Source organism: Erythrobacter sp. JB1-15, assembly GCF_057365035.1.
Map to the genome: position 1 here is coordinate 1111835 of NZ_CP200295.1, position 13799 is coordinate 1125633.

13 protein-coding genes and 1 pseudogene are annotated in these 13799 nt (G+C 58.5%); 4 read left to right on the plus strand and 10 right to left on the minus strand.

Annotated features, from left to right (window positions below; genetic code table 11):
* Positions 1 to 55 precede the first annotated feature (55 nt).
* Complete coding sequence (locus AC0V6L_RS05310; protein ID WP_486153322.1) at positions 56 to 1357, plus strand: exopolysaccharide biosynthesis polyprenyl glycosylphosphotransferase; 1302 nt, start codon at positions 56 to 58, stop codon at positions 1355 to 1357.
* A 33-nt stretch (positions 1358 to 1390) separates the two neighbouring features.
* Complete coding sequence (locus tag AC0V6L_RS05315) at positions 1391 to 2404, plus strand: SDR family NAD(P)-dependent oxidoreductase (RefSeq protein ID WP_486153323.1); 1014 nt, start codon at positions 1391 to 1393, stop codon at positions 2402 to 2404.
* Positions 2405 to 2414: 10 nt separating this feature from the next.
* Here AC0V6L_RS05315 and AC0V6L_RS05320 read toward each other — a convergent pair whose 3' ends face one another.
* From AC0V6L_RS05320 to AC0V6L_RS05360, 9 genes and pseudogenes are all read right to left on the minus strand, one after another.
* The gene (locus tag AC0V6L_RS05320; protein ID WP_486153324.1) at positions 2415 to 3128 is read right to left on the minus strand and encodes a hypothetical protein; all 714 of its coding nucleotides are present in this window, start codon (positions 3126 to 3128) and stop codon (positions 2415 to 2417) included.
* A gap of 91 nt (positions 3129 to 3219) precedes the next feature.
* Positions 3220 to 3742, minus strand: a pseudogene (locus tag AC0V6L_RS05325) (demethoxyubiquinone hydroxylase family protein).
* A 4-nt stretch (positions 3743 to 3746) separates the two neighbouring features.
* The gene (locus tag AC0V6L_RS05330) at positions 3747 to 4214 is read right to left on the minus strand and encodes a disulfide bond formation protein B (RefSeq protein ID WP_486153325.1); all 468 of its coding nucleotides are present in this window, start codon (positions 4212 to 4214) and stop codon (positions 3747 to 3749) included.
* Between the two features lie 18 nt (positions 4215 to 4232).
* Positions 4233 to 5570 (minus strand): S41 family peptidase, encoded by a 1338-nt coding sequence (locus AC0V6L_RS05335; RefSeq protein ID WP_486148895.1) that lies wholly within the window; start codon positions 5568 to 5570, stop codon positions 4233 to 4235.
* Between the two features lie 135 nt (positions 5571 to 5705).
* On the minus strand, positions 5706 to 6971 hold the full coding sequence (locus AC0V6L_RS05340; RefSeq protein ID WP_486153326.1) for a murein hydrolase activator EnvC family protein: 1266 nt from the start codon (positions 6969 to 6971) through the stop codon (positions 5706 to 5708).
* Positions 6972 to 6990: 19 nt separating this feature from the next.
* Positions 6991 to 7413: a 23S rRNA (pseudouridine(1915)-N(3))-methyltransferase RlmH gene (locus tag AC0V6L_RS05345; protein ID WP_486155051.1), complete on the minus strand. Its 423-nt coding sequence runs from the start codon at positions 7411 to 7413 to the stop codon at positions 6991 to 6993.
* 27 nt (positions 7414 to 7440) lie between these two features.
* Positions 7441 to 7800: a ribosome silencing factor gene (rsfS, locus tag AC0V6L_RS05350; RefSeq protein WP_486148899.1), complete on the minus strand. Its 360-nt coding sequence runs from the start codon at positions 7798 to 7800 to the stop codon at positions 7441 to 7443.
* A 156-nt stretch (positions 7801 to 7956) separates the two neighbouring features.
* On the minus strand, positions 7957 to 8613 hold the full coding sequence (locus AC0V6L_RS05355; protein ID WP_486153327.1) for a nicotinate-nucleotide adenylyltransferase: 657 nt from the start codon (positions 8611 to 8613) through the stop codon (positions 7957 to 7959).
* A gap of 20 nt (positions 8614 to 8633) precedes the next feature.
* Positions 8634 to 9920 (minus strand): glutamate-5-semialdehyde dehydrogenase, encoded by a 1287-nt coding sequence (locus tag AC0V6L_RS05360; protein WP_486153328.1) that lies wholly within the window; start codon positions 9918 to 9920, stop codon positions 8634 to 8636.
* A 343-nt stretch (positions 9921 to 10263) separates the two neighbouring features.
* Between AC0V6L_RS05360 and AC0V6L_RS05365 the strand changes: the two genes are divergently transcribed.
* Complete coding sequence (locus AC0V6L_RS05365; RefSeq protein ID WP_486153329.1) at positions 10264 to 11346, plus strand: M23 family metallopeptidase; 1083 nt, start codon at positions 10264 to 10266, stop codon at positions 11344 to 11346.
* A gap of 40 nt (positions 11347 to 11386) precedes the next feature.
* A complete protein-coding gene (locus AC0V6L_RS05370) occupies positions 11387 to 11788 on the plus strand; it encodes a bactofilin family protein (RefSeq protein ID WP_486148911.1) in 402 nt (133 codons plus the stop codon).
* Positions 11789 to 11974: 186 nt separating this feature from the next.
* On the opposite strand, the gene AC0V6L_RS05375 is transcribed toward AC0V6L_RS05370, so the two are convergent.
* Positions 11975 to 13681 carry a long-chain-fatty-acid--CoA ligase gene (locus AC0V6L_RS05375; RefSeq protein ID WP_486153330.1) on the minus strand — a complete coding sequence of 569 codons (1707 nt, stop codon included), beginning with the start codon at positions 13679 to 13681 and terminating at the stop codon, positions 11975 to 11977.
* Between the last annotated feature and the right edge of the window lie 118 nt (positions 13682 to 13799).

A 13799-nucleotide genomic window follows, 5' to 3' on the forward strand; every position in this document is an offset into this window, starting at 1 on the left:
ATCAATGGCGGGGATTGGTAACCGATATGGAAAGCTTCCATCCAGGCAATCGCAGATGAAGGCACATGACACCTTTGTCGCGCCCCCTTTATGGCGGCGCGTTTTGCAAGTGAACAATGTACAAATGGTGCTGCAATTGGCGGCAGCCATCTGTGTGCCCGCTTTCGTCTGGATCGTAATGCGCGAGCGGGCAGCCGATGATCCGCTGATGGTCAACACATTGTATGTGCTGGCCCTTGGCGCTGGGGTATCCGCTTATGTCCTCACGCGGCTCAGGATTTATGCCAAGGCGCGCCAACTATCCTATTTCGTGCCGGTCAATTTCCTGACCTATGCCTCTGTTCTGTCTGCAATTGCTGTTTTGCGGACCGAATATTCCGCTTCGCTGTTCCTCTACGGTGTGATCAGCGCCAGCACAGTCAGCTATCTGCTGCTGGTCATCACACGCGGAGTTCAACGCGCGCAGTTTGTGGTGCCAGGCGGGCGGTCCGACGAAATTGTGCTGGCAGACCATTTCATGCCCGCGCCCAATGTCGAGGAAATGCAAAGCCTGGTGGAAGCGGACCGGATTGACGGCGCGATCATTGCCGATTTGCACCACGACCACCCCGATGAATGGGAGCGATTGTTCGCGCGGGCATCTTTGCGCGGCATCCCCGTCTATCATTACCGCCAGATCGCCGAAACGCAGAGCGGTCAGGTGAAGATTGATCATTTGAGCGAGAATGACCTTGGCTCGCTTATCCCCAATGTCCCCTATATGACGACCAAGCGAGCGATTGATATTATCGGATCGCTGATCCTGATTCCGCTTTTGCTGATCCCGTTTGCGGTGATTGCTCTTCTTATCAGAATGGATTCGCCCGGAAATGCGATCTTTATTCAGGAGCGCATGGGTTTTCGCGGGGAAACCTTTCGCATGATTAAATTTCGCACCATGCGCGAACGCGCCGTTACCGATGAGGAAACAGCCCAGCGCAATGATGCGATGACGCAGGCGGATGACAACCGGATCACCCGGCTGGGCCGGTTTATGCGGCAAACGCGCATTGATGAATTGCCGCAGATTTTTAATGTGCTGAAAGGCGAAATGAGCTTTATCGGACCTCGCCCAGAGGCAAAATCGCTGTCGCGCTGGTATGAAAGCGAATTGCCGTTTTATTCCTATCGCCACATCGTTCGCCCCGGCATCACCGGCTGGGCACAGGTCAATCAGGGGCATGTCACAGATGTGGCCGATGTTAACGCGAAATTGCGGTTCGATTTTTACTACGTCAAAAATATCTCAATGTGGCTCGATTTTCTGATCGTGCTTAAAACCGCGCGCGTCATCCTTACGGGATGGGGTGCAAAGTAAGTTTCCTCACCTTTCAAGTAAAAGAGCCTTCCCTTGCGCACTGTCCTTATCACCGGCGCGGCCGGATTTATTGGTTACCACCTCGCTGATCTGCTGCTGGCCGAAGGGTACAGAGTTGTCGGGTTTGACGGGATGACCGATTATTACGATGTCGCCTTGAAAGAACGGCGCTATCAGATGCTCAAGCAAAACCAGCATTTCACTGGCCATGTCGGCATGCTGGAAGACTTTGACGCGCTGCACAAACTGGCCATGGATGAAAAGCCCGATGTGATCGTCCATCTCGCCGCACAGGCGGGCGTGCGCTACAGCCTTGAAAACCCGCGCGCATATCTCGATTCCAACCTCGTTGGCACGTTCAATGTGATGGAGTGCGCGCGCGAATTGGGGGTCGATCACCTGCTGATGGCGTCGACCAGCTCGGTTTATGGCGCGAACGAAGACATGCCGTTTGATGAGCGCGAAAAATGCGACACCCAGCTGACATTTTACGCGGCCACCAAAAAAGCCAATGAAAGCATGGCGCATTCCTATGCGCATCTGTGGAACCTGCCGACCACCATGTTCCGGTTTTTCACGGTTTACGGTCCATGGGGCCGCCCGGATATGGCCTTGTTCAAATTCACCAAAGGCACGCTCGAGGGCACGCCGATTGATATCTACAACAATGGCGATATGTACCGCGACTTCACCTATGTAACCGATCTGGTTCGCGGGCTTCGTCTACTGGTCGATGTGCCGCCCGTGCGTCCTGACAGCAAAGAGGACATTCCCGAATGGGATTCGCTATCGCCCGCTGCCCCGTGGCGTGTCGTCAATATCGGCAATTCGGACAAGGTGCGCCTGATGGATTTCGTCACCGCGATCGAACGCGAATGCGGGCGCGAGGCGGTGAAGAATTACATGCCCATGCAAAAAGGCGATGTGCCCGCAACCTGGGCCGATGCAACGCTGCTGAAAGAGCTGACCGGTTACACGCCGCAAACCAATGTTGATGAAGGCGTAAAGCGCTTCGTCACCTGGTATCGCGACTATTATCAGGTGTAAGTGAGCCGGTTTAGAGCGGCTGCTCTTCCGCCGGCGGCTCTTCCAATGTCGGCCCAACGACGGGCTGCGAAGAAGGCTGCGGCTGCGCGGCGGATTGGCCGGGCGCAGGCAAAGTCGCCCGGTAGGGCGCATCGCTGGCGGACGGGGGAGCAGACGCCTCACCCTCTACCGCTTCGCCCCCGCCTGATACTTCGCCCGGCAGCGGTGCATCGCGTTCACGTTCAAGCCGTTCGAGATAGGCGCGCTCTATCTCCTCAACCCGCGATTGTTCATCGGCGGCATCCTGATCGATAGTGGAAAGCCGCGCCTGGCGCTCTTCCTCGATCAATTGGGCAAAGCGGACATTTTCGCCTTCGGCCCGGTCTTTGTAAGCCGCATCAATAAATTGCTGGGTGCACCCGGTGAACCCGCCTGCGCCTGCCGGGCTGCAAGACATGGTACCAAAGGCGCCGACATAACGGATTTTTTCAACGCTGCGCACGGGCGAGACATTTTGCGGAGAATCGCTGGTGCGCAGGTTTGACGGGATCCGGTACCGCTCAGCTTCGACCAGAATTTCGCACACGACAATCTCGTTCGCATCAGCGGCCTCAGGGCATTCATCCTCGCTATAGGCGATGACCATGTTGATCCGGTCTCCACCTTTATCCTGCGCGGCAGCGGGAGCGGCCAAAGCAAGAGCGGCAATCGATGCGAGCGCTGCTGAGCGGATGGAGCTTGGCATTGTGTGTCCTTCGTAGGGGCGCGGAGAACCTTCCGCGCAATTGTGCAATTTCCCGCTAGCGAGGCCAGCGTGAATGGTGACTGAAGGGGCGTTAAACCCGCTCGCTCACCTTGATGGCAATACGGCAACCCAGGCGAGATCGCACCCGACAACAGCGGATAAGCAGGGGCCTGTTCTGCGCCATTGGCCAAGGCGGCATCGCGGTGTTCGCGCTCATCCTCGCGAAATTCGGCAATCATTTCGGCAAGCTCGGGCTCGGCGCTGGTTTCAGCCAGGCGGTCCAGCTGCTCTGAATAATGCTTGTCGATTTCCTCTTCGACAGCGGCCGTGCACGCCATCGCCGCTTCGGGTCCGAGCAGAGCCGTGCCGGCCCCCAAGGCGTATCCCGCCGCCGACCAGAACGGTTGCAAAGCGGTGGGGCGAACGCGGCGCTCTGCCATAAAGGCATCGAATTTGGCGCGGTGGCCTTCTTCTTGTTCGGCCATGTGGCGTATCTCAGCGGAATGCGGGCCGCGATCGCCCATGACAGCCAACTGCCCTTCGTAAATCTTGGTCGCACCAAATTCGCCGGCCTGATCGACCCGGATCATACGGTGCAGTTCATCGCGGTCCATTGTGCTATCCCTTTTTTCCGTTCGGCTTCTTAACGCTCAAACCCAAGATGGTGATCCCGCCCAGAACAGAAAAGAGGAAATTGTACCCTGCGAGCGAAATTCCAAACAAGCTCCACGGGGCGACATCGCAGCGGATCAGCGGCGCAGCGGCTGGGTCCATCACGTCGATGGCGCTGGGCAGGGTCGAACAACCCGTAATCCCTTCCCACCAGCCATATTCGACCCCTGCATGAAACCCGCCGATGAGGCCCGATGCGATGATCGCAAAGGCTGCCAGCACCGTCCACATACGCTGCGGCGGCGCGATGAACGCGAGAATGGCCAATCCCAGCGCGGCAAAGTGCGGCCAGCGTTGCCACCAGCACATCTCACACGGGTACAGGCCAAAACCATATTCAGAAATATACGCGCCGCCCAGCAGCCCGGCAGGAAGCGCGAATGCCAGAATGCGTGCTAAGTTTGAACCAGCCATGTGAGCGCTTTAGCGCGCTTATTTACGCAGAGCTACCGAGCTTTTGGTGGTCCGGCGCAAAGTTTCCAGCGCATAATGCAGCTGAAAATCCTTGATGCCTTTTTCTTCCAATTGTTCAGCGGTTTGCTGGAAGCGCGGATCATCGATTGTGTCGCCTTCCAATTCCTCATCCTTGATCCCGAGTTCATTGATGAGATGCCCGCGCAGATCGCTTTCGCGCGTCTGATATTTCTGGCGCTGGGCCAGATCGGGATCGGACAATTGCGGCACATTGATATCGGGCTTGATCCCGCCTTCCTGCACCGATTTGCCCGCCGGAGTGAAATACCGCGCGGTCGTCAATTTCAGCGCAGCGTCAGATCCCAGCGGCAAAAGCGACTGGACCGAGCCTTTGCCAAAGCTGCGCTCACCCATGATGAGAGCGCGGCGATGGTCCTGCAATGCGCCCGCGACAATCTCGGATGCGGAGGCAGAGCCTGCATCGATCAGGACGATAACCGGAATATCCTCGGCCATGTCCCCGCGGAACACGGTTTCCGCATCATAAAGCAGCGTTTCCCCGCGTGCGCGTCCGCGCTGCGAAACGATACGGCCCTTATCAAGGAACAGGTCAGACAAGGCGACCGCTTCATCAAGGCTACCACCCGGATTGGAACGCAGATCGAGCACCAACCCGCTGACGCGGCCTGCGGCTTCTGTCTTGATCGCTTCAAACGCCTGATAGACATCCGCGCCAACATCGGCCGAAAATTCGTTGACGGTGATGACCCCGATATTGCCCGCTGACAGCTCATGCGTGACAGGCTCAAGCTCAATCACGCCGCGTGTTACGTCCACTTCGAACGGGCCATCGCGGCCGGGCCTGAAGATTGTGAGCTGGATGGATGTTCCTTCCTTGCCGCGCATGCGCGCAACCGCATCATCCAGTTCGCCGCCGTAAATCAGATCGCCATCCAAATGCGTGATGAAATCGCCAGCTTTCAATCCGGCCTCATCCGCCGGGGAACCCCGGAAAGGCGAAATGATTTTCACCGCTCCATCTTCCATCACAACCGACAGTCCAAGCCCAGAATAATTGCCATCGATCAGCGTTTCGAGCCGCTGCAGGTCGCTGCCATCCAAATAGCCGGAATGCGGATCAAGCGATGCGAGCATCCCGTCAATTGCGCCGCGCACCAGCACTTCGTCTTCCACTGGCTCTACATAATTGGCCTTGATCCGCTGATAGGTTGCAAACAGCTTGGCAAATTCAGGGCCGGCGCGGCCATCGACCTGCGCCATGGAGCTGGTGGTGACAGGGATCAGCGCGACCGCAGTGACAAGAGCGGCTGTGCGAGCGAAGGCAGCGATTTTCATGAGCGTGGACGGCTCCTTTCGTATCGCATTGGTATAGGCATAAAGGGATGAACACCAGATTATTGCGCTGATGCGTTTAAGCGAAGGCTTTATTGCGGATGACCTTCGTGCGCTTTTTCAAAGCGGTGGCTGGGATTAGGTCAGAAATTCCAGAGGGTTAACCAGCTCACCATCGCGGCGCAATTCAATCGAAACCACCGGTTCGCTGCGCGCCGCCACGCCCACAGGGCTGCCGGAGATGACATTGGCACCGACATCAACGTCAATCCGCCCAAGACCTGTGACAAGGCTGGTCCAGCCATCATCGTGTTCGATAATCACGATTCGATCATATCCGCGATACGGCCCGGCAAACACGATCCGCCCGCCGGCTGGCGCGACAATCTGTGCGCCGGGTGCAGGGACCAAAACGATGCCATTATTGCGCAATCCGCTGTCGCGCGCTTCGCCAAATCCCGCAATTGTTCGCCCTTGCACAGGAAGCTGGAAAGGCTTTGGAGCGGCAAACTTTTTTTGCCCGGTTTTAGGGGCAGCTGGCTCTTGGGTTTCACTGCCGCGAGCTGTGCCTGGCGTAAAAGTGTCAATATTGGCTGGCCGCATTGTCGGCCCCGGCAAAGCGGCGAGATCCCGGCGAAGTTTCGCATCATCATCCAGCCGATCAATCAGCCCATCAAGATCACGCGCCTCCTCGGCCAAGGCCAAAGCGCGCTCATTCTCTCGCACTGCATTGGAGCGCGCCGTGCGCGAGGCGAGGCGTTGCTCCTCCTCCATCGCGGCAAGCTCGGCTCTGCGTGACGACAGATCGCTTTCGCTGGACCGCACCGCGTTGATCGCAATCGCCGCATCTCTTTCGGCTGCGCGCACACGGTCAAGATCGCTGCGCAAATCGCTTGTACGCGCACGGATTTCGGGCACGGCGGACGCAAGCACCGCGCGCACATAGACCAGATCCTTAAGCGATCCCGGTTGCAGGGCAGACAGCGCCAAGGGTCTGCGCGATGTGGTTTGCAGCGCGCTGGTCAATCGCACCAGCGGCTCTCGCCGAGCGGCCAATTGCGATGTGATCGCGCCGCGCCGCGCTTGCGCCAAGGAATACTGCGCCTCGGCCGCGGTGATGTCCGCTTCGGCCTGCTGGATTTGGGCGGCAAGCGCTGCTGCCTCACGCGCGGTTTTATCGGCGGCCTGCGTTGCTTCTGCTGCCTCCGCCTGCAATCGCTGGGCGCGCTCCTGTGCCTTTGCGCTTTCGCGCGTTGCGCGGTCCAATTCAGACGCCGCGCTTTCAGGGTCAAGCAAAGTGACACTGCGCTGCGACCATCCTTCGGGAATGGCGAGCAAAAACAGGCCTGCCGCCGCGAGGAGAAGCGTCAAGAAAGTCGGCAAAGGCAGGTTAAATCGTGTCATCCAACACCTTAATGCCCCATCACCCCGCGCGATGATAGGGGTGGCCTGCAAGGATGCTGGTGGCGCGGTACAATTGCTCCATCAGCATCGCGCGGGCCATCAGATGCGGCCAGGTCGCCGGGCCAAAGGCATAAAGCAGATCGGCTTGCGCTCGGTCCCTCGCAGCATGGCCATCGGCAGCCCCCAAGACAAAGCGAGCCTCGCGAATGCCATCATCGCGCCAGCGGCCAAGCTGATCCGCCAAAGCTTCAGACGGCAGCGCCTTGCCCCGTTCATCCAGCAGGATCGTGCGGTGCGGATTGGACGGTTCAGGCACGCGCCCGCCGGTCTCTGGCAATTCTGTCAGCCGGGTGGGCCAGGTTATGCGTTTATCATAGCGCGCGACCAGCTCAGCCTCGGGCGAGCGGGCAATTTTACCGCGAGCGATGACATGGAGAAGGATTGCGAATATCCCCGTGATTGGCGCTGTTCAGCTGGCTTTGACTTCCCCGCCTTCAAACGACCACATGCGTTCAAGGTTATAAAAAGTGCGCACTTCGGGGCGGAACAAATGCACCACGACATCGCCGGCATCGACTAGCACCCAGTCGGCGGCGGGCAATCCTTCGATACGCGCGGGGCCGTGGCCTGCCTGCTTTACCTTTTCGGCCAGTTTCTGAGCCATCGCGGCAACCTGGCGCGTGGAACGGCCGCTGGCGATCACCATGTGATCGGCGATCGAGCTTTTGCCCTCAAGCGGTATGGAAATGACGTCCTGCGCCTGGTCATCATCCAGCTGCGCAAGCACAAGATCGTGTAAGGTCGTATCGTTCATAGAATGGGCACTCATAGCGGGTTTCTTGGCAAAGTGCGATGACTGCGTTTCGGAGGCGCTTGAAAGCGGTGTCATAAAGCTGAAAATCTCTCCTGATTGCCGGGTTTTGCAGAGCTCGAATGTGCTTTGAGGGAGCCTGTTTGAACCTGGGCGAAACGCGCATTAGCCGCATCATTGCTGTTTGTCGCGCGATTCGGTGATGGTGCGCCATGTCAGCCGGTCGCGCACTGCCGTATCGCCAAAGGCATCGGCCCAATGACTGTTCGCGCGGCGGATGGCTGTCGCTGACCTTGTGTCGGGATCAAACCGCATGAAAACCAAAGCCGGGGCGGTCCAATTGCGCGCGGTGCGCAGGCTGCCAGCTGTGACGCGGTAGCGCCGCAGCCACGCCATCGCCGGGCTACGCATTGCTTTTGCATTGTAACCGGGCCGCGCGATGACCGCGATCGGCATGGTCTGCGCGATGGCGCGCCAATCTTTCCACAAATGAAACTGGGCAAGATTGTCTGACCCCATCAGCCACACAAAGCGCCGCTTGGGATAGCGGCGGATGAGGTGTTGCAAAGTCTCCACCGTGTACCGCGTGCCCAATTGCTGTTCGATAGCGGTCGGCACAATGGGCGCGCGGCGCGCCATTGTTTGCGCGGATTGCAGCCGGGCGGGCAGGCGGGCCATACCAGTGCGCGGCTTTAACGGATTGCCGGGCGAAACCAGCCACCACGCCTCATCCAGCGCAAGTTCGCCAATCGCGCAGCGGGTGATATGGCGGTGGCCGCCATGGGCCGGGTTGAAACTGCCACCCAGAAGGCCGGTGAAAATTGGCGTCATCGATTGGCGGGCGCGCAAAATCAGGGCCGAACCTGACCCGATCCGCGCGCAATCCATTTGTATGTGGTCAGCCCCTCCAAGGCGACAGGCCCGCGCGCGTGCAACCGCCCCGTTGCGATACCGATTTCAGCGCCGAGGCCAAATTCACCTCCATCCGCGAATTGAGTGGAGGCATTGTGCATTACAACTGCGCTGTCGACCCGGTTCAAAAACTCAGCCGCCGCATCCTCATCTGCGGTGATGATCGCTTCGGTGTGGTTGGAAGAATGGCGATCAATATGAGCGATCGCCGCTTCCAGACCGTCAACCATTGCAGCGGAGACTATAGGGGCGAGATACTCGGTGTCCCAATCATTCGCGCTGGCAGGAATGATCGTGGGATCAAGTTCGGCAATGCGCGCATCGCCGCGCACTTCGCAGCCCGCTTCAACCAAGGCCTTGAGCAGCGCGGCAGGCTCTGGGTAAGCCGCATCAATCAGCAGTGTTTCCATCGCGCCGCAAATCCCGGTGCGGCGCATTTTGGCATTGAGCGCGATGGCGCGCGCCATATCCGGATTTGCGCGAGCGTGGATATAAGTATGACAAATGCCGTCCAAATGCGCGAGCACCGGGACGCGCGCATCGTTTTGCACCCGCTCCACCAGACTGCGTCCCCCGCGCGGGATAATCATATCAATCACCCCGTGCGCAGCCAGCATTGCGCCCACGGCGGCGCGGTCCTGTGTCGGCATCAATTGCACCGCATCGGCGGGCACACCGGCTTGCGTCATGCCGCGCATTAAGGCGGCATGGATGGCGTGGTTGGAATGCACCGCCTCGCTTCCCCCGCGCAGCAGAACCGCATTGCCGCTGCGCACACATAAGGCGGCGGTGTCGGCGGTAACATTAGGGCGGCTTTCATAGATGATCCCGATCAGCCCAATGGGCACGCGCACCCGGCTTAACTTCAAACCATTGGGCGGCCGGGTCTCGTCAATAATCTGGCCGACAGGATCTGGCAGCGCGGCAATCGCATCAAGGCCTGCGGCAATTGCCAACACCCGTTCCTCATCAAGCTTCAGCCGGTCGAGCATTGCGGGCGAGAGGCCGCGAGCCGCGCCTGCGTCCAAATCCTCCCGGTTGGCTGCCAAGATCGCAGCACAATCCTCGCGCAAGGCGGCGGCGGCAAGGGTCAGGGCCTGCGCCCGGTCAGCCGAGGGTAGACCCGCCAATTGCTTTTGCGCGGCGCGGCCTTTTTGGCCAAGCGATGCAATCAAGGCGCTTGGATCATCGGCGTTTTGGTTGGTTTGCAGGGTAGATAAAGCCATTGCGCCGCAGAATAGCAGGATCAAATGCGCATGTCAGGCCATCCTTGCAGTGTGGTTGGTATTTTCATTGAGGGTCCGATTCGCGCCGCCTTAGGTTATCGACATTATGACGCCAAAATGAACGTTTCATCGCGATTCTAAATCAGTTCGACTGTTCCGCTCTGGCTTGGATTCGACCGCGCGCATGCTCCTCGTTAGCTAGCTGTGCAATTAAATTAGAACAGTGTCCGGGGCTCTTTTGTCGCAATCTCCTTCCAAGAAGCCGTTTCTAGAACGGCTGCAGGATCGCTTTCCTGAGCGTGAGTTTTTCATGCGCTCGCAGGGGAATATGCGGTTCTTGAAGGTGTCGACGAAGCTTCAGGTTTCGGTTGTCGCGGTGGCGGCGGGTGCGGCGCTGGTTTGTACGGCAGCCATGGGCGCGATGGCGTTTGGCCAATACCGCGCTGAAGCCAATTTGGCGTCATTTCAGGAAAAGTCAGCCCACATTGCCTCGACCGAGGAGCGGATTGATGCCTATGGCAGTGATCTGGAGAATGTGGTCGCAGAATTGCAGGCCAAGCAGGAGTTTCTGGATGAGACCCTGCAAATGCTGCCCGAAGATATCGTCGATCCCGGCACAAATGTAACCGATTCGAGTTCGGAGACAGCGGAGACGGTTGAAAAGATTGGCGCGCTTTTGCCTCAGGCACGCGGGCTTGCGGAGATCGAGGCACGCCAGATTGCATTTGTTGAGCGGCTAACCCGGTTTGCCGATGCACGGGCCCAAAAGGCCGAGGCCGCGATGCGCAAACTCAACCTTGATCCCGGCCTGATGGCGCGCAATGCCAAGAGCAGCGCAAATGCGGCGACAGGTGGTCCGTTTGAAATGCTGGCGACGGCGGCTGACGGGTCGATTGATCCGCGTTTCGAACGCCTAGGCCTGAGCCTGTCGCGGATGAACACGCTGGAACGGGCGCTGCAGGGCATTCCTCATGTCGTCCCCGCCGCACAGGACAATATCACCTCAGGCTTTGGCTATCGCCGCGATCCCTTCAATGGGGGCGGCGCGATGCATAAAGGCATTGATTTTCGCGGGCCGGTCAATTCACCGATCTACGCCGCGGCGCAAGGCGAGGTGGTTTTTGCCGGGTGGAAAGGCGGATATGGCCGCACCATAGAGATACGCCACGATAACGGCTTGGTTACACGCTACGCGCATTTGTACCGTATTGGTGTTGCTGTTGGGGATGACGTGGCCGCTGGCGATACGATTGGCGGGCTTGGAAGTTCAGGACGCTCAACCGGCCCCCATCTTCATTTTGAAGTCCGCATAAACGGCGAAGCGGTTAATCCGCGCCCATTTTTGGAGAGTGCCCCCGATGTTCTCAAGGAAGTCAGAGAAACAAGCGGAGCATCATCGCCCCGCACCGCCCAATCCAAGCGATAGCTCGCAAGGTAGATCTCACGGAAGAGCCCAAGGAAAAGCTATGCCCTCTTCAAATTCGACATTTTCAGTGCTGGGTTCCGATGTTGTCATCAAAGGCAATATCAGCGCCTCTGCTGATCTGCACATCGACGGCACGGTCGAAGGGGACATCAAATGCGCCTCGCTTGTTCAGGGTGAGGGCAGCCATGTGAGCGGCGGCGTGATCGCGGAAACCGCGCGCCTTTCGGGGCGCGTTACAGGTTCAATCACGGCGCGCGATCTCGTCATTTTGAAAACAGCGTTGATCGAAGGCGACGTGCATTACGATGCGCTGACGATCGAGCAAGGCGCGCAGGTGGATGGCCGGTTTGCCCCCAATTCGCAGCGTCAGGCCAAGAACGAAACACCAGCGGTCGCCAAAAAAGCGAAGCCTGGTGAAGAGGCCCTGCAAATCGCCAGCTAAGCAGAATTCGATTGCAGCGCGCGCGCAGCAGGCGGGATCAGGATTAACCGAAATTATAGTGTGTTAGTCGTCATGACTATCGCTTGAAAGTGCTTCTGGGAGCGCTCACAGTTTTGCGCTCTTACGGGGTTTTGCGTATTTGTGTGATCGCTCACATTGGCGATTGGCGTCCAAGTGTTAGGCGCGTCATAAAACCTCGGCGCGCAAAGCTTTGCGATCCAGTTTTCCGATGATCGTTTTGGGCAAAGCCTCCCGGATAACGACCTGATCCACGCGTTCATGCTTGCCAATCTTGGCATTAAGCCAGTCACACAATGCCTCAGCGGTCAGCGGTTCGGCATCCGCACCGCCTTCCTCCAACGTCACATATGCACGCGGCACTTCACCGCGATAATCATCAGGCACTCCGATTACGAGCGCCTCTTTGACTGCATCATGCTCAAGGATCACATCCTCCACCACGCTGGGAAAGACCTTGAACCCGGCGACCGCGATCATGTCCTTGATCCGGTCCACGATGGAGAGAAATCCATCCTCGTCCATCGTCGCAACATCGCCGGTGCGCAAATACCGCTTGCCCTCGCGCACCACAAAGACATCGGCTGCGGTTTCGGGACGGTTCCAATATCCGCGCATCATTTGCGGTCCATGGATGGCGAGCTCTCCCGGCTCTCCTTCGGGTGCAAGTTTTGCCGGGTCTTCCTTGTCCAGCAGCACAATCTCGGTGCCAGCCACCAATTGACCGATAGTGCCTCGCTTGCGCGTACCCGCATAGGGATTGACCGAGACCACGCCTGAACTTTCGGTGAGACCATAGCCTTCGACCAGCCGAACGCCCGTTTCTTCCTCAAACCTGGCGTGGACCGGCGCGGGCATCGGCGCGCCGCCGGATATACAGACGCGCAAGGAGGAAAGGTCCGTGGATTTCAGCTGCGGATGATCGAGCAGCGCCTGAAACATCGTCGGCACGCCCGGAAAGCCGGTGGCGGCGTATTTCTCAATCGTCTCAAGCACCTGCCCCGCATCAAAACGGGGTACCATCGCAATCGAAGCGCCGCTGGCCACCGCGTGGTTGAGCAAGCTGGTATTAGCAAAGACATGGAAAAAGGGCAGCGCGCCCATGAACACCTCTTCGCGAGGATTGCCAAAGGGGTTAATCGCTGCGACCTGCCTTGCGTTTGCGGTTAGTTGATCGTGGCCGATCATCGCGCCTTTGGGCCGCCCGGTTGTCCCGCCGGTATATTGCAGCAGCGCCAGATCGCGTTCGGGGCTGAGCTGCGGGAAATCACCGGCAGCGCCGCTCAGCCAACCATCCCAGTCCCATCCGGCCAGAACCTCATCCCATTTGTGCGTTTGCGAGCCATACCGAACCTTTGCAATCTGGCTGCGTTTGAACAATCTCAAACCCAAACTCTTGGCAAAGGGCAGCATATTGGCGAGCGAGCCCACCACCAGCGTTTCCAGTTTCGAGGCTTTGAGCACTTTATCAGCGGTGCCGTACAATTCGGGCACATCGACCGTCACCAGCAGCCGGGTGCCGCTGTCCTCAACCTGCCAGGCCAGCTCCTCAACCGAATAAAGCGGAGAGAAATTGACCGCCACTGCGCCAGCGATCATCGCGCCGTAATAGGCAGAGGCATAAATCGGCACATTGGGCAGGAACAAGCCCACGCGGTCGCCTTTTTGGATGCCTATCGCAATCAGGCCCGCAGCGAACCTGTTCGCTTCTTCGAAGATATCGCGATAGCTGTAAGTGCGGCCCAGAAAATGCAGAAAAGGCGCTTGCGGTGCCGCACGAACGGTGGTGCCGAACATCTCCGGCACTGTCATAGGAGCGAACGCCGTATCCCATGGGGTGGGATGATGATAGCTGCTGGCCTTGTTGACACTCATGTCAATGGCTTTGCCGCCTTAAGCCATAACGCACAAGTAAAACCATGCCGCGCGCCAAGCACAGGTCTTTGATTTTACAGAATCTTGCCAATGCAAACAGGCGCGGGTGTTTTCGCGC

What these genes read in the sequence shown, in the direction of transcription:
- AC0V6L_RS05310 (WP_486153322.1), top strand. Translation starts at nt 56, where the DNA reads ATGAAGGCACATGACACCTTTGTCGCGCCCCCTTTATGGCGGCGCGTT.
- AC0V6L_RS05320 (WP_486153324.1), bottom strand. Translation starts at nt 3,128, where the DNA reads ATGCCAAGCTCCATCCGCTCAGCAGCGCTCGCATCGATTGCCGCTCTT.
- AC0V6L_RS05330 (WP_486153325.1), bottom strand. Translation starts at nt 4,214, where the DNA reads ATGGCTGGTTCAAACTTAGCACGCATTCTGGCATTCGCGCTTCCTGCC.
- AC0V6L_RS05335 (WP_486148895.1), bottom strand. Translation starts at nt 5,570, where the DNA reads ATGAAAATCGCTGCCTTCGCTCGCACAGCCGCTCTTGTCACTGCGGTC.
- AC0V6L_RS05340 (WP_486153326.1), bottom strand. Translation starts at nt 6,971, where the DNA reads ATGACACGATTTAACCTGCCTTTGCCGACTTTCTTGACGCTTCTCCTC.
- rsfS (WP_486148899.1), bottom strand. Translation starts at nt 7,800, where the DNA reads ATGAGTGCCCATTCTATGAACGATACGACCTTACACGATCTTGTGCTT.
- AC0V6L_RS05355 (WP_486153327.1), bottom strand. Translation starts at nt 8,613, where the DNA reads ATGACGCCAATTTTCACCGGCCTTCTGGGTGGCAGTTTCAACCCGGCC.
- AC0V6L_RS05360 (WP_486153328.1), bottom strand. Translation starts at nt 9,920, where the DNA reads ATGGCTTTATCTACCCTGCAAACCAACCAAAACGCCGATGATCCAAGC.
- AC0V6L_RS05370 (WP_486148911.1), top strand. Translation starts at nt 11,387, where the DNA reads ATGCCCTCTTCAAATTCGACATTTTCAGTGCTGGGTTCCGATGTTGTC.
- AC0V6L_RS05375 (WP_486153330.1), bottom strand. Translation starts at nt 13,681, where the DNA reads ATGAGTGTCAACAAGGCCAGCAGCTATCATCATCCCACCCCATGGGAT.